The sequence below is a fragment of the Schleiferia thermophila genome, from assembly GCF_003337435.1.
Lineage (GTDB): Bacteria > Bacteroidota > Bacteroidia > Flavobacteriales > Schleiferiaceae > Schleiferia > Schleiferia thermophila.
In genome coordinates this window covers 923,998-948,518 of record NZ_QPJS01000001.1, presented here as the reverse complement: position 1 = coordinate 948,518, position 24,521 = coordinate 923,998, and the positions used below count along the sequence as shown (strand labels likewise).

Annotated in this window: 24 protein-coding genes; 13 read left to right on the top strand and 11 right to left on the bottom strand. The window is 46.1% G+C overall.

The genetic code is table 11. The features are described from left to right. Window positions 1-107: 107 nt before the first annotated feature. From DES35_RS04050 to DES35_RS11785, 6 genes are all read right to left on the bottom strand, one after another. Window positions 108-3,053 (bottom strand): DNA polymerase III subunit alpha, encoded by a 2,946-nt coding sequence (locus DES35_RS04050; RefSeq protein WP_114365852.1) that lies wholly within the window; start codon window positions 3,051-3,053, stop codon window positions 108-110. 961 nt (window positions 3,054-4,014) lie between these two features. Beyond that, window positions 4,015-4,218: a hypothetical protein gene (locus DES35_RS04045; protein WP_037356429.1), complete on the bottom strand. Its 204-nt coding sequence runs from the start codon at window positions 4,216-4,218 to the stop codon at window positions 4,015-4,017. Between the two features lie 410 nt (window positions 4,219-4,628). Beyond that, window positions 4,629-5,006: a DEAD/DEAH box helicase family protein gene (locus DES35_RS04040; RefSeq protein WP_037356427.1), complete on the bottom strand. Its 378-nt coding sequence runs from the start codon at window positions 5,004-5,006 to the stop codon at window positions 4,629-4,631. A gap of 42 nt (window positions 5,007-5,048) precedes the next feature. After that, window positions 5,049-5,510, bottom strand: coding sequence for a virulence RhuM family protein (locus DES35_RS04035; protein ID WP_051889147.1), 462 nt, complete (start codon window positions 5,508-5,510; stop codon window positions 5,049-5,051). 15 nt (window positions 5,511-5,525) lie between these two features. Next, a complete protein-coding gene (locus tag DES35_RS04030; protein ID WP_114365851.1) occupies window positions 5,526-6,662 on the bottom strand; it encodes a Fic family protein in 1,137 nt (378 codons plus the stop codon). 211 nt (window positions 6,663-6,873) lie between these two features. Then, window positions 6,874-7,023 (bottom strand): site-specific DNA-methyltransferase, encoded by a 150-nt coding sequence (locus DES35_RS11785; RefSeq protein WP_371851075.1) that lies wholly within the window; start codon window positions 7,021-7,023, stop codon window positions 6,874-6,876. On the opposite strand from DES35_RS11785, the gene DES35_RS11725 reads away from it, so the two are divergent. Continuing rightward, on the top strand, window positions 6,973-7,101 hold the full coding sequence (locus tag DES35_RS11725) for a hypothetical protein (RefSeq protein ID WP_260429668.1): 129 nt from the start codon (window positions 6,973-6,975) through the stop codon (window positions 7,099-7,101). The two genes, DES35_RS11785 and DES35_RS11725, sit on opposite strands and share 51 nt — an antisense overlap. 850 nt (window positions 7,102-7,951) lie before the next feature. After that, on the top strand, window positions 7,952-8,257 hold the full coding sequence (locus DES35_RS04015; protein ID WP_037356421.1) for a rhodanese-like domain-containing protein: 306 nt from the start codon (window positions 7,952-7,954) through the stop codon (window positions 8,255-8,257). A gap of 4 nt (window positions 8,258-8,261) precedes the next feature. On the opposite strand, the gene DES35_RS04010 is transcribed toward DES35_RS04015, so the two are convergent. Beyond that, window positions 8,262-8,702 carry a GNAT family N-acetyltransferase gene (locus DES35_RS04010; RefSeq protein ID WP_037356418.1) on the bottom strand — a complete coding sequence of 147 codons (441 nt, stop codon included), beginning with the start codon at window positions 8,700-8,702 and terminating at the stop codon, window positions 8,262-8,264. Between the two features lie 6 nt (window positions 8,703-8,708). Between DES35_RS04010 and dtd the strand changes: the two genes are divergently transcribed. Then, complete coding sequence (gene dtd / locus DES35_RS04005) at window positions 8,709-9,161, top strand: D-aminoacyl-tRNA deacylase (protein WP_037356415.1); 453 nt, start codon at window positions 8,709-8,711, stop codon at window positions 9,159-9,161. Between the two features lie 3 nt (window positions 9,162-9,164). Here the strand turns inward: dtd and cdaA are convergent, their stop codons facing one another. The 4 genes from cdaA to dgt all read right to left on the bottom strand — a co-directional run bounded on the left by cdaA (window position 9,165) and on the right by dgt (window position 12,554). Further along, window positions 9,165-9,938, bottom strand: a complete 774-nt coding sequence (gene cdaA, locus DES35_RS04000; protein WP_037356412.1) for a diadenylate cyclase CdaA — start codon at window positions 9,936-9,938, stop codon at window positions 9,165-9,167. Then, the gene (gene folP / locus DES35_RS03995; RefSeq protein ID WP_051889145.1) at window positions 9,938-10,807 is read right to left on the bottom strand and encodes a dihydropteroate synthase; all 870 of its coding nucleotides are present in this window, start codon (window positions 10,805-10,807) and stop codon (window positions 9,938-9,940) included. The genes cdaA and folP overlap by 1 nt, the downstream gene beginning before the upstream one ends. Window positions 10,808-10,938: 131 nt before the next feature. Next, complete coding sequence (locus tag DES35_RS03990) at window positions 10,939-11,181, bottom strand: CPXCG motif-containing cysteine-rich protein (protein WP_307718905.1); 243 nt, start codon at window positions 11,179-11,181, stop codon at window positions 10,939-10,941. A 5-nt stretch (window positions 11,182-11,186) separates the two neighbouring features. Beyond that, window positions 11,187-12,554: a dGTP triphosphohydrolase gene (dgt, locus tag DES35_RS03985; protein ID WP_037357061.1), complete on the bottom strand. Its 1,368-nt coding sequence runs from the start codon at window positions 12,552-12,554 to the stop codon at window positions 11,187-11,189. A 53-nt stretch (window positions 12,555-12,607) separates the two neighbouring features. Here dgt and DES35_RS03980 point away from each other — a divergent pair, with 53 nt between their 5' ends. The 10 genes from DES35_RS03980 (at window position 12,608) to DES35_RS03935 (ending at window position 24,284) form a co-directional block, all read left to right on the top strand. Further along, window positions 12,608-13,717 carry an NADH:flavin oxidoreductase gene (locus DES35_RS03980; RefSeq protein ID WP_125039341.1) on the top strand — a complete coding sequence of 370 codons (1,110 nt, stop codon included), beginning with the start codon at window positions 12,608-12,610 and terminating at the stop codon, window positions 13,715-13,717. Continuing rightward, entirely contained in the window at window positions 13,714-14,403 is a 690-nt protein-coding gene (gene radC / locus DES35_RS03975) for a RadC family protein (RefSeq protein ID WP_114365849.1), read from the top strand. The genes DES35_RS03980 and radC overlap by 4 nt, the downstream gene beginning before the upstream one ends. Before the next feature lie 73 nt (window positions 14,404-14,476). After that, window positions 14,477-15,055, top strand: a complete 579-nt coding sequence (locus tag DES35_RS03970; RefSeq protein ID WP_037356403.1) for a hypothetical protein — start codon at window positions 14,477-14,479, stop codon at window positions 15,053-15,055. A gap of 149 nt (window positions 15,056-15,204) precedes the next feature. Continuing rightward, window positions 15,205-15,936 (top strand): cyclase family protein, encoded by a 732-nt coding sequence (locus DES35_RS03965; RefSeq protein WP_037356400.1) that lies wholly within the window; start codon window positions 15,205-15,207, stop codon window positions 15,934-15,936. Between the two features lie 14 nt (window positions 15,937-15,950). After that, entirely contained in the window at window positions 15,951-17,207 is a 1,257-nt protein-coding gene (locus DES35_RS03960; RefSeq protein ID WP_114365848.1) for a M16 family metallopeptidase, read from the top strand. Further along, window positions 17,204-18,241, top strand: a complete 1,038-nt coding sequence (ruvB, locus tag DES35_RS03955) for a Holliday junction branch migration DNA helicase RuvB (protein ID WP_114365847.1) — start codon at window positions 17,204-17,206, stop codon at window positions 18,239-18,241. Before DES35_RS03960 ends, ruvB begins: the two co-directional genes overlap by 4 nt. A 108-nt stretch (window positions 18,242-18,349) precedes the next feature. Further along, complete coding sequence (locus tag DES35_RS03950) at window positions 18,350-20,317, top strand: thioredoxin domain-containing protein (protein WP_114365846.1); 1,968 nt, start codon at window positions 18,350-18,352, stop codon at window positions 20,315-20,317. Between the two features lie 369 nt (window positions 20,318-20,686). After that, a complete protein-coding gene (xerA, locus tag DES35_RS03945) occupies window positions 20,687-21,811 on the top strand; it encodes a site-specific tyrosine recombinase/integron integrase (RefSeq protein ID WP_114366018.1) in 1,125 nt (374 codons plus the stop codon). A gap of 155 nt (window positions 21,812-21,966) precedes the next feature. Beyond that, window positions 21,967-23,724: an AIPR family protein gene (locus tag DES35_RS03940; RefSeq protein ID WP_071136797.1), complete on the top strand. Its 1,758-nt coding sequence runs from the start codon at window positions 21,967-21,969 to the stop codon at window positions 23,722-23,724. A gap of 188 nt (window positions 23,725-23,912) precedes the next feature. Next, on the top strand, window positions 23,913-24,284 hold the full coding sequence (locus tag DES35_RS03935) for a hypothetical protein (protein WP_114365845.1): 372 nt from the start codon (window positions 23,913-23,915) through the stop codon (window positions 24,282-24,284). The last annotated feature ends 237 nt before the right edge of the window (window positions 24,285-24,521 follow it).

Genomic DNA, 24,521 nt, shown 5'->3' with positions numbered 1-24,521 from the left:
TAATTTACATTCTATTGTTTTTAACGAATGGCCTTTACTGGCAGTAGTGGGGTCCCGTAGCGGATGTGAATAGCTTCAGACACGGCCAATCAAATGTACTGTGCATTTCAATGAACGTCGGGTTTGGGTTTTAATCCCAGTTTGTGCATCTGACTTACTTCCAGGGTATAGACTCCGTATTCTTCGCAGACTTTACCAATGAGGCGATATATACCTTTTCCGCGGAAGGGATGCGCGATGGCTACCTGAGGAAAATGCACACTATCTACCCAATGGCCATCGATATCGATCCAGGTTCCAAAATACATGCGCTCACCTTTGATGGTGCGGGTGGGTTTGATGGTGACCAGATATCCGTAGAACTCAACCATCTGACCCAGATGCTCAGGAATGTCAGCAGCCCTGAGCAGGGTATCGGGCAGTCCATCGGCAATTTCGAAGGGCGAACACAGTGGAAAGCCCAGCAATTCCATCTGGTCGTAGGCATCTTCGATCGGTTCGGTAATCAGGGGTGGCAATTGGAAATCGACTTTCTGCTCTTCGAACAGAGCCGGTTGCTGGTGGGCGACTTTTTCACCGGCGAGCAAGGCATGTGCCTGCCAGTAAAGCTCTTTTTTGTCCAATCCTGTACATCTGAAACAACCTGCTTTGATGAGGATTTTAAGTTGTTCAATACCGGGACTGACGCGTCTGACAAAATCTTCGACCGAACGGTAAGAGCCGTGTTTGGTTCTCTGATGCACTATTCGCTGTATAAGGTTGTGTTCCAGTGATTTGATCAGTCCAAGGCCCAGCCAGAGCGTGTGGCCCCTGATGGTAGAGAGCTCCTGGCTGTGATTGATGCAGGGAGCCTGCACATCCGCGCCCAACATGCGGGCCTCGTGGATGTACATTTCTGTGGAATAGAATCCGCCAAAATTGTTGATTACGGCGCACATAAACTCCAGCGGATAGTGTGCCCTGAGGTAGAGGCTCTGATAGCTCTCCACTGCAAAACTTGCCGAATGCCCTTTGGCAAAGGAATAGCCGGCAAAGCTTTCGATTTGTCTCCAGATTTCAGCTGCTTCCTGGCCGGGATATCCCTTTAACCTGCAATTTTCGAAAAATCGGTTTTTGACGCGCTCAAACTCTTCTTTCGAGCGGTATTTGCCGCTCATACCGCGCCTGAGCACATCGGCTTCGGCCAGTGTGAGGCCGGCATAGTAGTGGGCGACTTTGATCACATCTTCCTGATATACCATCACGCCGAATGTATCCGGCATAATGTTGTACAAGATGGGGTGCGCATCGCGCCGGGCTTCCGGACAGCGATACCTGCGGATGAACTCTTTCATCATGCCGCTGCGGGCTACTCCGGGTCTGATGATGCTGCTGGCGGCCACCAGACTCAGATAATCGGTACACCCCATTTTTTTGAGCAGCTGACGCATGGCCGGGGATTCGACGTAGAAGGCACCCATGGTTCGGCCCTGGCGGAGCATCTTGCTGATCTCCGGGTCTTTTTTAAAGGCGGGAATGTCGTGTATATCGATGTTTTGGCCTCTGTTGGTTTGGATGATTTCCACTGCATCGCGGATGTGTCCCAATCCTCGCTGGCTTAGGATGTCAAATTTGTACAGACCGATGTCTTCGGCTATGTACATATCAAACATGGTGGCAGGCAATCCCTTTGGCGGCACAAAAGTGGGCGAGTACCAGTAGATGGGCTTTTCGGATACGAGTACACCTCCGGCATGGAGGGTCAGATGGTTGGGATAGTCGTGCAGATATTGGCTGTAGTGGATGACCAGGCGGCTGACGTGGTCGAGGTTTTGCGACGAAATTTCGCCTTCAGCAAGGCGGTCGATTTCGGCTTTGGGCAGGCCAAAGACCTTGCCGAGCTCGCGCACCACTGCACGATACTGAAACGTGTTGACTGCGGCCAGCAGTGCCGTGTGATTGGTTCCGTGCTTTTGAAAGATATAGTGCAGCACCTCATCGCGGTCGCGCCAGCTAAAATCCAGGTCGAAGTCGGGTGGATTTTCGCGGTAGAGATTGATAAAGCGCTCGAAATACAAATCGAGCTCAATGGGATCTACGTCGGTGATGCCCATGCAATAGGCTACCATGCTATTGGCCCCACTCCCCCGCCCTACATGAAAAAATCCGCGGTGAGTGGCGTAGCGCACGATATCCCAGGCAATGAGGTAGTAGCTCACAAAGCCTTTTTGCAGGATGATGTCGTATTCCTTTTGCAGCCTGGAGCGAAGCTCCGGAGTTTCACGTCCATAGCGCCGGACAAGTCCTTCTTCGGTGATGCGCTGAAGCAGGTGCCAATCGCCTTCTGCATCGGTGGTAAAGATCTGCTTGTTTTGCATCTGACCAAACGTGTAGTGAAAACAGCAGGAATCGAGTACTTTCTCCTGCTGAGTGACAAGCTGTGGGAAGGTCTGATAGGTAGCTCTAAGCTCTTCGGTCGAAAGCACTCTGAGCTCCGGAGAGGCCTGTGCTTCTGCCGGCAGCTTGCTCAGCAGGCAGTTGTGATCAATGGCTCTGAGCAGCCGGTGCGCATTGTAGTCGCGCTTATGGCGAAAAAGCATGACAGGCCAGGCGATGAGCTTGTGCGGATGGTACCGCCAGGGAGAGGTCGCTATGCGATGCAGATCAACGGGAGTAATGCCGATATATTCGTGCGCATCAGGGGCAAAAAACCAGTCGCTGCGCAACGGATATACGGCAATGACCCCTTCCAACACCGGTGCGCGCTGCGGAAACACCGAGCCCGTGTGCAGATGGTACGACAGCCACTGATTCATGTTGCCAAAGCCCGCCCACGTTTGACAAATCAAGGTATAATGAACGGTATTTTCACTGCGGATTTCTACACCTGGAATGATCTGGATACCCACCTTTTGACCCCTGCGCATCATATCGAAGATGGCAGAAGTGGTGTTTATGTCGGCCACTACCAGCCGTTTAAGCTGCTGCCCAGCACAGTATTCTATCCACCAATCATCCGGGATAACTCCATATCTCAGCGAATACCAGGTCTTGACTACAGGCGTTGCTTTCATGCAAAATATGACAACTATTTTATCAATTATTTGATAGCAATATAATCAACTGAAAGAAAATTCAAATGCACAGCATTATAAAAAGCGAAATCAATGTCGTTTAAAATCAGAATATTCTCATATAAAAATATATAATTCTCTGATTATCAAACGATATAAGTATGTAAATAGAACTCACAGCACCTTCGTAAATGTTATTTTGTTTTGGTGAGGCGTATGGGCAATCTTCCGGCACAATGCTATGGAAAGCTGCTTCAAGGACATAAACACTATCGATGAAAACCATTACCTAGAATCAATTCTGCGCCTTTTATTAAATGTAGAGAAAGTGTTGATTTGGCGATTGGAAGTTCTTCGGCACTATCTCAGTGATAGCAACACGCCTGAGAATTTTAATGTTTTGAAATTGCAATGCGTACAGGAAGTCCCGGGGCTTTTGCCAATCTTGTGGTCAGTTCTTGTTCTTTTGCGACACAGCTCTTTTATCAGCTTTTGTCATTCTTCCAATAGTATTATGCACTAATCTACGAACATTCATTTAAAATCTAAACTTCTGCAACACAGGTAATGGACTGGTGTAAACGTATAATGCGCAACAAAAACAATCATACTAAACACAGATGTGCTGTCCATTTCCCCTTTTACCTCAATTTGTTTTTTGTGCAGAGATGTTTTTGCAAATGCTGCAGATAAAAATTTTCGGATTTAACTAAAATTAGCAGTACTACCTGCTTCAATTTCTGCGTAGAGCAATGTTTGCTAAGCACCTTTTGTAATAACGAATACACATTTGATATATTCAAATATACCTCTATTAAGGCAATATATTTATTGCATCAATTCGTAGTTGTTTACTCTTAATTTTAGATTGTTTACCGAGCTTAAAATTACTTTTATTCGTATCTGAACCTATGAATCAAATATGAACCGGCATATGTTGTTGATATTGACATTGATTATTTTAGATGTTTAATGCTTTTTCTAAATTTGCTTTAAACTCGTTTTCGTTGTTGTAATTGTAAAACGGAACGGCTGTTATCAAATAAGTGTCCGTGTGGATTTTAATTGTCTTTTGTTCAGCTCTGATTTCATTTAAAAAGTCTTCTTTCCATTTGTCGTGTTTTAAATGTTCTCCTTTGGGCTCTATGAAAACCTGAAAAGTCATTTGTTCTCCGTTACGTTGTTTGCAGAACAATAAAAAGTCAGGTTCAAATGCTCGTCCGATTTTGTCGAAGATTTTAATTTCTCTTTCATTTCGGATTAAGTAAATGTTCTCAAATTTTTGCTTTAGAGTTTCAAATCGTCTTGAAAATAGTTCTACAAACTTCTTTTCTTCACGGGTTCCGTAGTTTGCATTGTAAACATACCAAGGCTCGTTGGCGACTAATTCTTCTTGTCCTTTGGCTCGTTCATCGTATTTATGAACCCGAATTTCTTTATCCTTAAAAACATTAGATATTCTATCGTGAATATAGTCTGAACCTTCGTATTCTGTGGAATTGCTCTTTATATCTGCTTCAATGGTTTGGAGAAGTCCGTTTAAGGCTTGTAAGTAGTCGTAATGGCTGATTTCTTTCAGTCTATCAGGTGTCCCGATAAATGTGATTTTGAAGCCTGCGGATTAAGGAAATTGTCTTTGGTTTTCCGAATGATATTGTTGCTGTTTACAAAAAACAAAAAATTGCGATAGCCTTTTTGGTAAAGATGCAACATCAATCCCGCCATGATTAAAGTCTTACCACTACCCGTTGCCATATTGTAGAGCAAGTGGTACGGCTTTTTGGGTTTTTCTTCTAAATCTTCTTGGTCTAAATAAATGTATCTCTTAAAGGCTTCAATTTGATAAGGTCTTTGTTTGAATTTCAAATTGTCGCTAATCCAATTAGGTATTTCAACCTGTGCTAAGGTTTTTTTAGCAATAGGATTATTGAATATTTCGTATAAAAATCCCATTATTCTTTCTGTTTGTTTTTGGTGTTCAATGCTTTAAGTTTCTTAACAGCAAAATATTTTTTCCGAAGAACGAATATCCCGAATGCGTTCGAGCAGTTCTTCAAAGTAGCCACCGCCCTGCTTTAGCAAATCATCGTTCATCGTGAAGCCTTTTATCAGGTATTCCCGCAGGCGTTCGGTTGCCCAAATACAAAACTGCGTGCCCCTTAGCGATTTTACTCTGTACCCTACAGAAATGATTACATCCAGATTGTAATGCTCTATTTCACGCTCAACCTGACGATTCCCTTCCAATCGAACTGTTCGGAATTTCCGAACAGTTGAGTCGGGCTGTAATTCTCCCTCCTCAAAAATATGCTTGATATGTTCGCTGATATTGGATTTTGACGACTGAAACAATTCCACCATATCGGCTTGCGTGAGCCAAACGGTGTTGTCTTCCAAACGGACTTGGATTTTTATTTTGCCCTCATCGGTTTGATATAGTAAAATTTCGCTACTCATGGTTTATGCTTTGGCTTAAAATAATTGAAGGTAATCATCAAACACAAATATTCTGTTGCGGTTATATCCTGTAATCTCCTTTAAAATACCTGCTTTTACAAAATCCATTACCAGGTCGTTGGCGGTTTTAAAAGTGGTTTTTGTCAATTCTTTTACCTGATTTGTGTTTACAACCGGTTTTTTAAATAAGTGGTGAAGTAAAGCGGCTGCTTTATCGGTTCTTCGTCCAAATTGCTGATGTATTCTGGATTCCAGATTTGCTTTCAATTCAATTACTTTGGAAAGGGTTTGGGTAGCATTTTCGGCTGTTTCGGCTACTCCTGTCAGAAAGTATTTGAGCCATTGCTTCATATCGTTTTTGATACGAGCAAAGGTTAAGTTGTCGTAGTACAATCCTTTGTTTTTTTCAAAAAATGCCGATAAATACAGCAGGGGCTTTGTTAATATTTTCTGGTCTACTAAAAATAGCGTAATCAATAAACGACCTATTCGTCCGTTACCATCCAAAAAAGGGTGAATGGTTTCGAATTGATAGTGAGCAATACCAATTTTTATCAGGGCAGGTATATGGATATAGGTATTGTGCAAGAAATTTTCTAAATCGCTCATCAGCTCATTTAAATGGGTATGATGCGGTGGTATGAATACGGCATCGAGTAAACTTGCACCACCAATCCAGTTTTGTGAAGTTCTGAACTCTCCGGGTTGTTTGTGTTCACCTCTTACGCTATCTAAAAGTATGCGGTGGATTTGTTTAAGTAAACGGGAAGAGACAGGCAATTTTTCCAATTCTGCTATGGCATAGTTCAATGCCTTGATGTAGTTGTTTACTTCTTTCCAGTCGTCTCTCCGTTCGGGTGATACTTCGTATTCTTCCAGTAAGGCCTCGTCAATTTTCGTTTGCGTGCCCTCTATACGACTTGAAACAACTGCTTCTTTGGCTACATGCAATTGTATAAACAAATCAATATTAGGCACTAATCTGGAATACGAATTTAATTCGCCCAGCTTTATGGCAGCTTTTTCTAACAATGTAGTCAGCGTTTGGTCGTTCCAGTTCCATTCATCGTTAATTTTGGAAGGTAAAAAGTACGAGTATCCCGTTGGGTGTTTGATGAATTGACCGGCTACGTAATTTTCAATGCGAATCATTTAGTTGGTTTTGTGTTACAAAACTAAAATATAAAATTCCATATTTTAGTTTAAGCGTTCAAAACTAAAATACAAAAATCTATATTTTAGCTTTATACTGATTTCATAAGCCATAAAAATCTTTCGTTACCCTTTTTCTTCTTCCGTACATTCAAAATCGCTGTCGTGGAGCGAAGAGAGATTGACGTACAATTGGTATTTATTCAAAAATTCAAAGGTGTTGTTTCTGCCGGATAAATTTTAAATCTACAATCTTGTTGTAACTTTCATTCAGGTAATTTTTCTGTTCCAGGAAGTTGAGAAACAAATCTTGCTTAAATACCAATACATCTTTGACTTTGACGAAGAACTTTTCTTTCAGAACCTCATTTTCAAGCAAGAGTTCGATGAGCTCTTCGTCGTAGTTCCGGGCGCGGTCAATAACGACCCATTTTTTTAGTTCTCCGTTATCACTTACAAAGTTGATTTCTTTTTTTGAGTTGTTGCTCTACTATTTCGTATAGTTTTATTTGTTTGTTACAAATTTTTCGTCTGTCAAATTTATTTTGGATTGTGATTTAATAATTCGGAAATAAACGGTTATTCTGAGTTGGTTGACAGAAAGTTTGGGTATCTTATATGTTTCGGAAGTAAAACGACTTTAGCTATACTATACAGGAAATCGTATGAACCCCATATCAAGTCAGGTACTTGCCAGAGTGAACAGTCTTCTTGCTTTGTAGTTCGAAGTGTGGTTTTGCAGGATGCAGGATGAAGTGTTTTGGCTTAATCGATAAAGTAGAGGCATTGGTCAGGTATTGCTTTGGTGAGCATTTGATAGCTGTTGAGGGTTTTATTTTTAGTGCTTTTGATGGAGATTGTTTTTAGCCCGTATTGATTTCTGGTTTTTCCAAGGTTTGGAGGTATGTGTGGTTATCTAAGGCAAGTTTGTGAAAATAAACGGTGTATACATATTTAATTTAAGCAATTTTTCGATGTAGGTGATGCCACCGGCTTATGCGTGAGGGATGCGGAGGGCGCCCACTGGGGCGGTGCGGAGCGCAGCGAAGCACGGGAGCGAAGCGCACCCCGCAGCAGCCCGACCCTGCGCGGTAAGGCCACCGCTGCGGTGGCCGGCGCGCAGGGGCACGCCCTGAAATTTTTTTTTAAAAAAAGTATTGTAGAGGGGAGTGTTTTTGCTGTCTGCCCGTTGGGGCGATTGGGTGTGAATGGATGTTTCCGGTGTGGGGTAACTCAGGTTACACCCGGGCAGGGAGCGGACAACGGAATTTTGAGGAAAAATTATACCGATGGGAATTTTTAATGTATTATTTGGAAAAAAGACTGATTTTAAGGAGCTTGTAAAGAGGGGTGCCCTTATCATCGATGTGCGGACTCCGGGGGAGTACGCTACCGGGCATGTCAAGGGGTCGAAAAACATACCGCTGGACCAGCTCGACAAGCATATTGATGCGTTGAAAAAAGATGGAAAGCCGGTGATAGCGTGCTGCAGGAGTGGGGCGCGCAGTGGTGCTGCTGTAAGTCGCATGAAGGCTGCTGGCATAGAGGCTTACAACGGTGGTCCCTGGGATTCGCTGGATGCTCAGCTGGGCTAACGGTCTAGGGGCGCAACATGTCGATGTGGAGAATGCCGCAGTCGTCGTAGGGTTCGGTGATGGGTTCAAAGCCGAAGGAGCGATAGAAGTCTTTCAGATAGAGCTGTGCCTGGATTTTGATGGGTTGAGGGCCGAAGGATTGGAGGAGGATTTGGAGCGATTCGCCGAAGATCATGCGGCCCAGGCCTTTGTGTCTCCATGATTTTTCGACGCATACGCGGCCTATGCTGGCCTGCTCGTAGACGGTGCGTGGAGGCAGGATGCGGCTGTAGGCAATGGGGGTGTGGTTATGGTAGTAGGTGTAGTGCAGGCAATGAGGGTCGTGCCCGTCGGCATCGAGATAGATGGACTGCTGTTCGACGACGAAGATGGTGCTGCGAAGTTTTAGGATTTCGTACAATTTTGCGGGGGTGAGTTCAGCGAATGTCGAAAGTTCCTTAATCATATCGGAATGAGAGTAGTGATACAGCGTGTACGACGGGCAAAAGTAACGGCAAACGGCAAAGTAACGGGTGCGATAGGCCTGGGGCTGGTGGTGCTGGTGGGCATTGGCCATGACGACGGAAAGGAGGATGCCGATTGGCTGGCCGGCAAAATATGTCAGCTGAGAATCTTCAACGATGCGCAGGGCAAGATGAACCTAAGCCTGGCTGAAGTAGGCGGAGAGCTGCTGGTGGTGAGCCAGTTTACCCTGCATGCCTCTACCCGAAAGGGCAACCGGCCGAGCTATGTGGCTGCGGCCAGGCCTGAGGTGGCGATACCGCTGTACGAATATTTTGTCGAAGCGCTGGGAAAAATGACGGGCAAGAAGGTGCATACGGGAGTGTTTGGAGCGATGATGGAGGTGGAGCTGGTCAACGATGGGCCGGTGACGATCTGGATGGATTCCAAAAACAGGGAATAGGGGTCAGAAGCTGAAGTACTGCAGGAGCTGGTTTTTTAATTGTTCTTTGGAGAGGTTGAGCTCATACTGTCCGTCGTGGCACAGCATGAACTGGCGGGTTTCTTCGGAGAGGGCGATGACCACTACATCGGTGCGCTCTGAAATGCCCAAGGCGGCCCTGTGCCGAAGGCCAAAATGACCTGGGAGTTTCGGGTTTTCGCTGACTGGGAGTATGACGCGGGCTGCAGTGATTTTATTTTTTTCGATGATTACGGCACCGTCGTGAAGGGGGGAAGTTTTCTGAAAAATGCATTCGAGCAGGAGTGCGCTCAAATGGGCATCGAGCAGGACGCCGGTTTGCTTGTATGTGGAGAGTATGTTGTTTCGTCCGATGACGATTAGGGCGCCGTTTCCCTGGATTTTAAGTCGTTCGCAGGCGAGGAGGATCTGATCGTAGTCGGTCGATTCGAGCTGGTCATTGTTCTTTTTGACCAAATACCGTCTGAGCCAATTGAGACTGATTTTATTGCCGGGTGCTCCGAGTACGAGTAGAAACCTGCGGATTTCGGTCTGAAAGATGATGACCAGGGCCAAAAAGCCAATGTCGATAAAGCGGCTAAGAATTTCGGTCAATATGGTGAGCTTGAGCCATTGGACCACTTTCCATATTGCGAAAATGAAAAGGATGCCTAGCAGAATGCTTTGGGAAGAGGTACCTTTGATAAGGCGGTAAATCTGGTACAACAGCAGGGAAACGATAAAGATATCGAGCAGTTGGATCCAGAGACTGGCATTCATCAGCTGATGTCTGAGTTTTTGATCAGTTCGTACAGTTTGATGGTCTGGATGGCTTCTTTTACATCGTGAACCCGGAGCAGGTGCACACCGGCCTGAAGAGCTACCATGTGAAGGGCGGTAGTGCCGTTGAGGGCTTCTTCGGGAGTGATATGGAGGGCTTTGTGAATCATGGATTTACGGCTGATTCCGACCATCACGGGCATGGCAAAGTCCTGAAAGATGTGCAGGTTTTTGAGGATGGCAAAATTGTGTTGAAGCGTTTTTCCAAAGCCGAAACCGGGATCGAGTATGATGTCGTTGATGCCGGCATCTCTGACTTTGCTGATGCGTTCGGTAAAGTATCTGTAGATATCTCCTATGAGGTCTTGATATTGAGGGTCTTGTTGCATGGTTTTGGGTGTGCCCTTGAGATGGGAAAGTACATAGGGTACCTGCAGACGGGCTACGGTTTGAAAGATTTTGGGATCGAGTGTACCTCCGCTGATGTCGTTGATCATCTGTGCGCCGGCAGCGATGGATCTTTCTGCGATTTCAGACCGGTACGTATCTACCGAAATGATGACCCGGGGAAATTCTCTTCTGAGTGCCGGGATAATGTCTTTGATGCGCTCCCATTCGTTTTCCAGGGTAGGTGGCTCACTTCCCGGCCTGGTGGAGCAGCCACCTACATCGAGAAATTCTGCCCCTTCTTCCACCATTTTGCTTGCCAATCGGAGAGCTTCATCCACGCTGCTCACTCGACTGATGGAGTGAAAACTATCGGGCGTGGCATTGATGATGCCCATAACTTTGGGAGTGTCAAATGTTATAAGATTGCCGTCAACATTGATGCTGGGCGGTATTTCGCTGATGATTCTGTACTTTTTCATGGATGGCCGTAATGTGCTGTGCAAAGTACAGTTTTTTATGTTGGTTTGAAAAAAGTTTATTTTTCGATGCAGCCCATCTGTGCCAAGCATTATGAAAATCATGAAGGCCGCGGAAAAATACGGCAATACGGCTAGAGCTCATCGTCGGTTGTAGCCGTAAAGTGGAGAATGCGGACTTCTCCGCCAGGTGATAATACCACGGTGTAGCGCAGGGTAATCGGCCTGCAGCAAACCTCACAGTCTTCTATGTAGTGGTAATGGCCTGGCAGGGGCTCTGTCAGTATGGAAACTGATGCGTAGCAGTACGGGCAATTGAAAAAAAATTCTTCCATCGTCGCAAGTTGTTTATTGCCGGTAAGAAACAGAAGGTGCATTTAATTTAATTATGAAGTCCATGGCCGGGCATGGAGATACCTCTCAGGTTGCGGTAAAGCTCTAAGGCGTAGAGGTCGGTCATGCCGGAAATAAAATCGAGAACTTTGATCACTTTTTCATAAGGGCGCTCGTCAGGGTGTGATTTAAACTGTGCCGGTATGAGTCGGAGCAACTTTTTATCCATTCCTGTGGGAGGAGAAGACAGTACAGCCGGGACAAAATCTTCCAGCAGACCCGACAGGATTTTGTATCCTGCCAATTCTATTTTTACGACCGAATCGTGGTTGTAGATGTATTCTACGGAATGGTTAACAATTTTTTGTAATGCGGATTTTACCGCAGGTGGCAAATTGTCGACGAGCGAGGGAGGATGTGTTTGGAATTTATCTGAAGCTACGTAATGCTCAAATACGGCAATGCAGTGTTTTACCAGCACATTGATGCACTTGGCTCTGAGGTAGGCCAACTGCTCGTTGGGGTCGTTTTCCAGTCCATTTAGTATGGCAGTTATTTTTCGGGAGTTGTAATCGGGGTCGGTACTTATGAGCTCCAGTAGCAGTTCTTTGGCAAAGTCGATAGGAATAATGCGCAATTTGGCGGCATCTTCCCAGTCCATGATGGCGTAGCAGATATCGTCAGCAGCCTCTACCAGATAGACAAAGGGATGTCTGCCGTAGACGAGCGGTCGGGAAGCTTCACATTTCATACCCGTACGATCGGCCACCTCAGCAAGCAATTGCTTTTCGCTCTGAAAGACATTGTATTTTTTGCGGTGTACAAAGTCCTTGTCGATGGCGGTAGATTCGCAGGGATATTTGATCATGGCAGCAAGTGTAGTGACTGTGATCCCCAACCCCTGCTGGAGGCGATTGGGTTTTCGCTGCGCAGCAATTCGGAACGAATTGGCATTGCCTTCGAATCGGGTCAGATCTGTCCATTGCCCTTCAGAAAAGAGGTTTCTTAGGGAGCTGTTGTGTTCAAAAAAACGGCTGATGGCTTTTTCACCCGAGTGACCAAAGGCAGGGTTGCCGATGTCGTGAGCCAGACAGGCGGATGCAATCACCGATGCCAAACTGAATGTGTAAAATTCCCGTGTCGCTGCATCATTTTTGTCAACACAGTGCTGAGCTATGTACCCTCCGGCAGCTCGACCTAGGCTTCTGCCTACGCTGGCTACTTCGAGCGAGTGTGTCAGGCGATTGTGCACCAGCACGTGGCCGGGAAGTGGAAATACCTGAGTTTTGTTTTGCAATCTGCGGAAAGAAGATGAAAAGATAATGCGGTCGTAATCCCTTTCATACTCAGTACGCAGGGAGTTGCCGGAGGGCTCTTCCCCAAGTCGGTAAGGTGAAAAAATTTTTGACCAATCCATCGGCTGCGTCATTGGTGTACACTGTATTTTGCAACAAAAAAACTACACAACCGTTGACAAAACGCTTTGACGATTCCATTATCTACCCGATCAGCGGCATGAAAGCCCCCAACCGACTGGTACTCGCTCCTATGACCAACCAACAAAGCCACCCCGACGGTACCGTGTCTGAAGAAGAAATCCGTTTTTTGGAAATGCGCGCCCAGGGAGAGTTTGGCACTGTGGCGACCTGTGCTATGTATGTGACCGACGATGGAAAAGCCTGGCAAGGGCAGATGGGGTTGTCCTCCGACCGGTTTATCAGCCCCCTACGAAAGCTCACTCAAGCCATCCACAGGCACGGTTCACTGGTGATCGCACAATTGTTTCACGGTGGCTCGCGAGCCAATCCGGAATTGACTGGCCGGAATCTTTGGAGTGCATCGGACATCTTTCATCGATCCAGTGGTCAGTTGATCGCCCGAGAGGCACCAGAGACATTGATCGAAGAGTGGATAACGGCATTTGAGCAGGCAGCCATCAGAGCCTGTGAAGCCGGATTTGACGGTGTGGAAATTCACGCAGCGCACGGATACCTGATCCACCAGTTTCTCAGTGCTGCCACCAACAAGAGAACCGACCACTGGGGTGGAACTCCAAAGAAGCGAATGAACTTCCTGCTTGCCATCCTGAAGCGGATTCAGCGCCATCTGAAAGGAAAAAAGATCGTGGGCGTACGAATATCGCCGGAAGACTTCTCATTTTTTACCGGGATCGACTTTGATGAAAGTCTGCAGACTGCCCAACTATTGTTTGAAAGTGAAGTGGATTATCTGGATATTTCGCTCTGGAATGCCCTGAAAAAACCCGAAAAGTATCCCGATGGCCCGCACGCCATCACCTATTTTGCCAACCAGAAAGTAGGCCATGCATCACTGATACGCACAGCCGGTGAAATTTACACCCGGGAGCAGGCACAGCAAGTCTTGCACCTGGGTGCAGACCTGCTCGCCATAGGCCGGGCTGCCATAGCCCATCACCACCTGCCCGAACTTTGGCGACGGGATATCCTCCCCTCACTACCCCCCTACTCCGAAAATCACCTGGCCGCCCAGGGACTTAGCAAACCTTTTATCAACTATATGAAGCGCTGGAAAAACTTTGTGTCAGAAACCGAACAATGAATGCAAAAAAAGTAATTAAAAACTGGGCTGACGACGACAAACCTCGCGAAAAACTCATCCTAAAAGGCAGAGAAAGCCTCTCAGACTCTGAACTGATAGCCATCCTGCTCGGCTCTGGCACCCGCGAATTGAATGCGGTAGAGCTGGCCAGAAAGCTGCTTACTGAAGTTTGCAACAACGATCTGATAAAACTGTCACGCCTGAATTTCCGCGAATTAAAGTCCATCAAAGGAATCGGAGAAGCAAAAGCCGTTACCATTCTGGCTGCCATGGAACTCGGAAGGCGCTGCCGCGAAACCAGAAGTTTGAAAACAGTAATCAACACCTCTCAAAAAGCGTATGAATTCTTGATACCCTATCTGTCTGATTACGAAGTCGAAAAATTTTACGTCCTCTACTTAAACAACAAAAACAATGTGCTCGGCTGTGAGCAGATAGGTGCCGGTGGCATCAATGCTGCTTATGTCGATCCCATCGTGGTGTTTAAAAAAGCATTTGAGTACAGTGCCAACAATCTGATACTGGCTCACAACCATCCATCCGGCAATCTGAATCCCTCTGAAGCAGACCGGCAAATCACAAAACGATTAAAAGAAGGCGGTACTATCCTTAACATTAATGTCCTGGACCATATCATCGTAGGACAAAACGAATACTACAGTTTTGCCGATAACGGAGAAATCTGATACGCATCCTTGCAACATAATTCATTTGGCACAACTATTGGCTCAATACATTTGCATCGTAAAAACATCTGATATGAAGAAAATTACCACTGCAATGTTCCTCTCCGGCATTGCGCTCGCACTTGTGACCACCGGGTGCCGTAGCAAGAAAAACAAAGAAATACCCATTCCATCCGATGAGGTAGAAATCAAGCTGCCATGCTCCGAGTACAAATCCGACGCGAAGACCTTTCGGGCATTCTCCTTTGGAGAAAGCATGGACCTCAATACCGCCAAAAGAAAAGCACTGAGCAATGCCCGGGCTGAACTGGCCGGAATGCTGAGCACAACCATGAAAGTGGTAGGCGATAATTACGTAAAATCTTCTGAATACAACAACAGGGAAGAAATCCTCGAGCGTTTTGAAGAAAATGCACGCACTGTGATCAACCAGGAGCTCAGAGGTGTGATACCCGTGTGCGAAAGGTCTACCAAAGTAAAAAACTCCAATGTATTCAAATATTATGTGGCCCTGGAACTCAGCGCCGACAGACTGGCCGACAGCTACTTCCAGACACTCAGCCGCGATCAAAGCCTTAGAATCGACTACAATTACGAGCGGTTTAAGCAAACCTTTGAAGAAGAAATGAGAAGATTCGAAGAAGGCAGATAACGCCAACCCTGTATCGCACAACCACCCGTCGAGGGTGGTTTTTTTTTACCGTCTTCTGATTAAAAAATTTTTTCAGGCCTATTGAAGTCCCTGACCCATAGCCGGCCCCAAAAGTTTACATCAGACATCCACCTCTTAATTTTGCGGGCATGCCGGAAGTGTCCATAGAAATCAATGGCCGTAAACTCAACGTAGCCAAAGCCATTGACATCAGTTTGCCCATCGACTTTTCATTGCCACACGAAAGAGCCTGGTACATAGGACCGTCCTCGCGCAAAGCAGTAGTGCTCGGCGACTGGGTCGGCTCCACAGAAGCCGGTGGCAGCGTCAATTTTTTTAACCTTCAACTCAATCCGCATGCCCACGGCACACACATCGAAACCGAATGGCATGTACACCACCACCGGCAGATGTATCCGGCCATGGACCAATGGTTTTTGAATGGCTACCTGTTTACAGCAGAAGGCAAAACCAATGAAGCACTGGACTTAAGGGGCCTGTGGCCTGTATTACCAAAAAATACGGAAGCCCTTGTCATCCGTACATTGCCTAATCCTCCATCCAAAGCTTCCATGCAATATTCGCAGACTCACCCCCCCTACCTGGCGCCGGCCGATGCCGAAAAAATTGCCAGACAGGGCATCTCTGTCTTGCTTATCGATCTGCCCTCTGTGGATCCGGAACAAGACGGCGGACTGCTGGCTGCTCACAAATCCTTCTGGAAACATCAAACAAAAAATTCCGGCCAACAGGCCCTCATCGGCGAGCTGCTCTACATTCCTGATCGGATCGACGACGGTGAATACGCCGTTCACATTCAGCATCCTGCAATGATCAACGATGCAGTACCCGCACGCATTTTTTTAATACCATTTCTGTAAAAGCCCTTGAACACATGCTGATCCCTATCGTAAAATCACAAAAACAAGAATTCGAAACCCATACCCTGCCCAACGGATTCACCATACTCATCCGATACCACGATTCACCGGTGGTACATACAGGCCTGCACATCAGGGCAGGTACCCGAGACGAACTACCCCACGAACAAGGCATCGCACACTTCACCGAACACATGCTTTTCAAAGGCACCTCAAAACACAGTGCCCGATACCTGCTCACCCGATTGGATGAAAAAGGCGGTGAGCTCAATGCATTTACCACCCGTGAAAATACCGTGTTGCACGCCACCATTTTTAAAAAATACTACCGCGAAGCCATCGAACACCTGCTGGAGATAGCGCTCGACTCTACCTTCCCCGAAAAAGAAATCCGCAAAGAGGCCGAAGTCATTCATGACGAAATCCTGTCCTACAGAGATTCGCCTTCAGATGCTCTCCTTGATGAATTTGACGAACTGCTCACAGGGGGGCATCCCATCGGCCGCAACATATTGGGCACTCCGGAAAGCATTGCTTCCTTTACGCAAGAAAACTTTATCCGTTTCACCCGGCAATTCTACCGTCCCGATAACATGATACTCTTTTTCTCGGGAAAGGTAAAACCGGAGAGAATCCTCTCCCTTGCCGAAAGTGCCCTTCGCTACAAAACTTTCGCGCCCTCTACTCGCAGCCGCACACAGAGCCCGGTACACCATCATTTCAACCTGAAGAAAAAGAAACCCAACCACCAATGCCATGCAGCCTTTGGAATCCTCGCTCCGGGCGTCCACCATCCACACTTTCCGGCCTTGTCCTTGCTAAACCATCTGCTCGGAGGCCCCGGACTTAACAACCTGCTAAACCTTAACATTCGCGAAAAATATGGCCTTACATACGAGCTCGAATCCTTTTACCACCCCTATTCCGACTGCGGATTCCTGGGCATCTACTTCGGCACTGACAAGAGCAGTTTAGATAAAGTTATCAAACTCATTCAAAAAGAGCTCTTTAAACTCATTGACACTCCCCTTTCGGAGCGCAAGCTCATGAAAGCACGCATTCAATTTATGGGTCACTTTCTCATACAACAGGAAAATGCCCTAAGCCGCATCATCAACGCAGCCCGAAGCTATGAACTTTTTACCAAAATCGAATCCACCGCTCAGATTTGGGACAAATTGCTCGAAATTACACCCCAGACCCTTCAGCAGATTACAGCCGAATACCTCCACCCCGAACGACTCTCCTACCTTATCTTTGAATCAGAATGAACCCAAATTTAAATCCGGATAAGCATCGCCTTGCTCCCGAAGAACTCGAAATCGAACGCCGTCTCCGACCCGTCACATTCGACGACTTCGCCGGCCAGGATTCGGTGGTAGAAAATCTGCGTGTTTTTGTAGCCGCAGCCAATCAGCGCAATGAAGCCCTCGACCATGTACTGCTGCACGGTCCTCCCGGACTTGGAAAAACTACCCTGGCAAACATCATAGCCAATGAGCTCGGTGTCAACATCAAAATCACCTCCGGCCCGGTGCTCGACAAACCCGGCGACCTGGCAGGCCTTCTCACCGGACTTGAAGAACGCGACGTTCTCTTTATCGACGAAATACACCGCCTGTCGCCCGTAGTAGAAGAATACCTCTACTCCGCTATGGAAGATTTCAAAATCGACATCATGATCGACTCCGGACCGGCCGCCCGAAGCATCCAGATACAAATCAACCCCTTTACACTCATAGGGGCTACTACCCGTAGCGGCCTGCTCACAAGCCCCCTTCGGGCCCGGTTTGGCATCAATGCTCGTTTGCAGTACTATACCACTGAATTACTGGCCGGTATTGTAGAGCGCAGTTCTGCCATCCTGGGTGTACCCATCTACGCCGATGCAGCCGTGGAGATTGCCCGGCGCTCCCGCGGCACCCCCCGCATAGCCAATGCCCTGCTCCGCCGGGTGCGCGACTTCGCCCAAATCAAAGGCGATGGAACCATCACTCTCGACATCACGCGCTATGCCCTCAATGCCCTTAAAGTAGACGAATACGGACTCGACGAAATGGACAACAGAATCCTGTCGGCCATCATCGACAAGTTTAAAGGCGGACCCGTAGGCATCAATACCCTGGCCACCGCCGTGGGCGAACAAGCAGGCACTCTCGAAGAGGTGTACGAACCCTACCTCATCCAGGAAGGTTTCATAGCCCGCACCAGCCGCGGACGGATCGCCATGGAAAAAGCCTATCGCCACCTGGGCAAGCGCCCACCCTCTGCCGGCCTCCCCTTGCTCTTCGATATCGAAGACTAAAAGACCTCATCCCCCTCCCCGTTCAGGCACCCACCCCTGCAGCACATGAGCCCCCCCCCTACAGCAATCTGCCCTTACAGTTGAATTCAGCCCCAAAAACACCTTCCAATGAACCGCCTCAAAGACTCTCCCAGCCCCTATCTCCGACAGCATGCCCACAATCCCGTAGATTGGTATCCATGGGGCGAAGAAGCCTTCCAAAAAGCAAAGGAAGACGACAAACTCCTCATCATCAGCATCGGATACTCAGCCTGCCACTGGTGCCATGTGATGGAGCGCGAATGCTTCGAAGACCTGCAAGTAGCCCGCCTCATGAACCAGCATTACATCTCCATAAAAGTAGACCGCGAGGAGCACACCGATGTGGACCAAATTTACATGGACGCTCTGCAGCTGATGACAGGCAGAGGCGGATGGCCCCTCAACATCATAGCCTTGCCCGATGGCCGTCCCGTATGGGGAGTCACATACCTGCCCAAAAAAAGCTGGATGAGTGCACTGACCCAGATCGCCGAAATCAAGCAAAAAGAACCCGCCCAGCTGCTCGAGTATGCTGACAAACTCAGCCAGAGCATCAAAGTACTCCACGCCACGCCTCTAGTAAAAGGTTTCGAAAAACCATCGGCTGACTTGCTCTATACCGCTGCTCAAAAACTTCTGAAAAACCGCGATTTGCAATCCGGAGGTCCCGACCGCGCACCCAAGTTCATGATGCCCGCCCAGTTGCTCTCCATGCTCAAAATAGCCGTCTACACCGACGAAGACCAACTCTCCCGCTACGTCCACACCACCCTCCAGAACATTTCCCGAAGAGGAATATTCGACCACACCGCCGGCGGATTTTACCGCTACTCTACCGATGCCCATTGGAAAATCCCCCACTTCGAAAAAATGCTCTACGACAATGCCCTCCTGATCGAAACCTACGCCGAAGCCTATAAACACTCCAGGTCAGAAAACTATATCCACACCATCCAAAAAACCCTCCATTGGCTCCACGCCGAAATGGCCAACCCTGAAGGCGGATACTATGCCGCCCTCGATGCCGATGCCGATGGCGAAGAAGGCAAAACCTACACTTTCACGCCTGCAGAGATTCACACCATGCTTCAAGGCCTACACCAGGACTTTCTGCGCGACCTGTACTCATTGCATCCGGGCGAACAGTGGGAAGGCCTCTATGTACTGCACCAGTCCCAACCACTCGAACACTACCTCCAAAAGCACCACCTCACACTCTCCCAGGCCGCAGACCAAATCAAGCAATTCCTCACCCGCGCACGTCAGATACGCTCTGCCAAACCCCGACCCGGAGTCGATGACAAAGTCATTGCCGCCTGGAATGCCCTCCTCACCTCTGCACTCGTCACCGCCTACGAAGCTACCGGCCACCACCCCTGGCTCCTGCAAGCCAAAGACCTGTTCCGGACCATTTACCAAATCATTACCCACGGTGCACACTATCAGAAAAAAAGCGCCTTCCACGCACGTTGCCTCCTCGACGACCTTGCCACTGCCATCCGTGCAGCCATACGGCTCTTCAGCACCACCGGCGACCCATCCTACCTCCAAACCGCCCTCGCCTTCACTGAGCGAGCCTACCTCTACCACAACACCCCCGAACAAATACTCTTTACCAATACCCCCCAACACGATACACTTCTCATCCACAAGTCCGTCGACACCGAAGACAATGTAATCCCCTCCTCCAATGCCCTCATGGCCGAAAACCTCCTATTCCTGGGTCACATCACCGGCCACCACGAGTACACCGAGCGCAGCCAGGCCATGCTCAATGCCATGCGCGACCGCATCATCGACCATCCCGAAGCCTACTACCATTGGTGGTACGTACATCTGCTGCACGCAGCCCCTTTGAAACTATACGTCATCACCGGACCCCGCGCCCATCAGAAAGCACTCCCCTACCGGGCAAACTTTTACCCCGATGCCCTTGTCCTCTCCACCGGACAGCCCGACCAGGCCGACATCTTCCTCCATCGGTTCCATCCCCACAAAGACCAACTCTTCCTTTGCATAGGCGAAAGCTGTCGCCCCCCTGAAGAGCTACACTAACCCGGTGATTATCTTTATTTGGGCGCCTCCCCCGGCCGCCCTGTGCCGGCGGCCGGGGGCCGGTCTACGGCTCCTATTCCCTTTGCGGTTCGGGCGTGGCACATCGGGCTGCGGTGGCTCGCTACCGCTCCGCCTCCTCGCCCGTGAGCCACACTGCCCGCCCGCTGCAGCTCATATCCGCCTCCGCCCTGGCGCATGCTTCCGCGCGTCTCTATCCTACAAGCTTTGTTAAGGCTAGCTCCTTTGGCATTTCCGCTCCCATCCTGCAGATAACAAAAAATAGTAAAACCCTATAATTTTTAATACAGTCATGACCTCCTCAAATAAAATTTTTAATTATATTTATTCATTTAAATGTTGCGAAATAGCATGACAAAAACCATCACCCTAAAATCCATCGTTAAAGATGATAAAATTTGCATTGGAATTTACTTCCCCTACGATAAAACTTTGATAGAAACTGTAAAATCTGTCGGAGCAATATGGAGCAAAACCATGCAGTGTTGGTATCTGGAAAATACCAAACAAAACTTCAAACGGATGTATGAAACCCTGAAGGGATTCGCATGGCTGGATCTCTCTGAATTAAAAAAAAAGCAACCCATACCCTATAAAACCCAAAAACAAGCAAGCAAATCATTACCTCCTCTAAGTCATGAAGCAATAGTTCAAATTCAGTTATTTGAGCAGTGGATGAAATCAAAGCGTTACAGCAGTAATACCGTTAAAACGTACACAGAGGCCATCCGTACCTTTTTGCGCTACCATGCATCCAAACCAATTTCAGAAATCACCGGGCAGGATTTGATCGAATTTAACAATCAATACATTCTTAAGAATCAATATTCATCTTCGTTTCAGAACCAGGTAGTAAATGCTGTGAAGTTATTTTACAGCCGAATGACAAAGCGCCGACTGGATCCCGGAGAGATTCACCGACCTAAGCAGGGAAGAAAATTACCGAATGTACTCAGTAAAGAAGAAGTAAAAGCCATTTTGGAAGCACCGGCGAATATAAAACACAAGGCCATGTTAAGTTTAATCTATGCATGCGGATTAAGAAGAAGTGAACTTTTAAATTTAAAGCTATCCAATGTGGACAGTAAAAGGAATTTGCTTATTATTCATAATGCAAAAGGAAAAAAAGACAGAATAGTTCCTGTTTCAGATAAACTGATTAAGCTATTACGAGAATACTATAAAATGTATAAGCCTAAAGTATGGTTATTTGAAGGTCAAAAACCTACGGAACCATACAGTGAAAAAAGCCTACAAAGCGTTTTGAAGCAGGCTTTACAAAAAGCAGGCATCAAAAAGCCTGTCACCCTTCATTGGTTAAGACACTCGTATGCCACACATTTACTGGAATCCGGTACCGATTTACGGTACATTCAGGAATTGCTTGGCCATAAGAGTTCAAAAACCACAGAAATATATACCCATGTAACAGAAAAAAGTTTAAAAAAAATCAAAAGCCCCTTTGATGATTTATAATATTTTTAATAAAATTGCACACGTAATAAAGCCTGATAAAAAATCAGACCTATCTACCCATATTGGGAGCTAAAGGATGATTCTATCAGACTTATAAGTTAGTTGGCGGTCATGCTAAAAAACGACACAGTAAACAATTAACAACGACATAATATATGTTTGAACAGATTAACGAAGAAATAAAAACACCCTACTATCAGGACAATTTCCCCAACAACGGACAAAGATTTATTGCTTGGTATTTGCGTAATGTTCACCTGCGAGACATGGTAGAAACCAGAGACGACATTACAGATGGTGCAGACGACAAACAAATAGATGCGATAGTAATTGATGATGATAAAAACACAATTTTCATTCTTCAAGGAAAGTTCATTGGTGGGACAGTGGTTGACGCTGAACCTTTGAGAGAAGTATTATCCTCATGGATACAACTACGTGACCTTGTTAGACTTCAAGAAGTTGGTAACAACAAACTGAAAAGAAAATTATCAGACGTTGCAAGAGCATTAGAAGACGACTATGAAATTGCCTTTGAATTAATAACCACAGGGGATTTAACGGCAGCAGCTAAAAATGACCTAGCGACCTTTCAACAACAGCTTGCGGACTTATCTGAGAAAGACGATTTAATCTGTTCTATTTCCGTCATAGACAGTGACGAAATTAAAAGACGTTATGACCTTGCACTTGAAAAGGAAAATCCTTCTATAAACCATGTAATAGACCTTTCGGCAGGACACTTTATGTATGAAACATTAGCAAACACAAAAGTTGCTATTGGCGCACTACCGTTAAAAGAGTGCATAAAGATACCAGGTATAAAAGATGGAACTCTCTTTCAAAAAAACGTTAGGCAGAGTTTAGGACTAAGCAACACAGTAAATAAGGGTATTAGGCAAACCATTTATAGTGACAAACACAAAGACTTTTTCTTTTTCCATAATGGTATTACTGCCATATGTAACAGAATGGAAAAGAAAGATAATCAATTGAAACTACACGGACTTAGTGTTGTAAACGGTTGTCAATCTTTAAACACGATTTTGAGTTGCAGTGAAAAAGTCAAAACACTTGAAGACACTTACGTTCTTTTCCGTTTCTATGAAATTCCGCAGCGAGACAGAGCCGATAGAATAAGCATTAACACAAACTCTCAAAGCGCTGTAAAACCAAGAGATTTAAGAAGTAATGACAAGCGTGTTTTAAATATCAAAAAACAATTTGAGCAGAAATATCCACAAGGTTACTTTATTACTAAACGTGGTGAAGTTCCACCAGCCGACAAAGACAAATCTTATGTTCTTGACTTTTCAGACTTGGGTAAGTTCTTAATCGCTTGGCATTCACAAAGACCAAATATTTCATACAGTGAAACAAAAATATTTGACAAATACTTTGAGCAGCTTTTTAAAAGAGAATACAAACCTGAAAATGCTCAGGCGCTTAATTTCTTCTATCAAGAAATACTGAAAACATGGGGAAAAGAAAATCCACTTGGACTTAATGAAACTCTTTTAGCAATGAAAGCATATGCACCCTATCACCATTTATATGCGGTATCAATGTGCTTTTCAATATCAAATAACCAAGCTGAAAGAGTTCCATTTCCAATTAAGTGCTACGAAAAAGCAAAAGAAGCAGGCATGATTGGAGAAATAATTAAAATTGCTGGTGTGAGTCTAAATATGGCACTTGAAGCAGCAGCCAATGAACCGCAACCCCAAAACAGAGTTTTCAGCCCTCACAATTGGATTAAGGCAAAAAGTTGTTTAGCAGGTATAAATGGTGCGATAAGAAACTATTTCAGTATGCTTCCTCTTATGCCGGGTGGACAAGAAATAAAAAACCGACTGACAACAACTCTTGAATTAAATCCAGAAGATTTTGAATATAGATGGGCAGCAGACTAACATACAAAGAAGAAGCACGAACCGCCAACACGGGTTTTGCGTCAGGCGGGGTGACGTGCAAACTTGGAGCTTTGTGCTTCTATTTAAGTTCAGTGCTGGTTGACAGTTTTGTGCTCCGAAACCCGCCCGAACGCAAAGCCCGAAACCGTTAGCGGGCATTGTAAACAGACAAACAGACAAACAATAAAATGACAACAAAACAGTTAAACGAACAATTAATTTTTAGACAAATGAAAAAGTTAAAATCAACCGCAGTTCTATTTGGACTTATTTTAGTTGTAACAATGACAAGTTGCACGACAACAAGAGTTGCCACTTTGACCAAGGGCGACAATGAAACAATAGAATTATTTACGACAAAGTTGCCGGACAAAAAATATTCAGAAATCAGCTACATACAAACTGACGGTGCAGTCTTTCATACTCCACAACAACTCTTAAATGGACTTAAGAAGAAAGCAATAGAACTTAAAGCTGATGCTGTAATAAATATTAAGTATGATTTCCAAGCTTGGTATCCAGTTGTTTCAGGGACAGCAATAAAATATGTAGACAAATAATTATTAAAATTTTAGAACCAAGTTAGTGGAAAAAGATTGAGACACGTGAAATCTAAACTGACTAATTAATAACCTATAGACTGAAAAAAGAACAACAAAAACTGAGAGACAATTGGAGAGAAAAGAAGAACAACGACCCGCTAACAGCACCTACCCAAAAGGCGGGGTTTTGTGCTATAAAGACAGATTTGTGGTGAACGAAACTTTTGTACTTTTAATCAACATTTGTGGTGAATC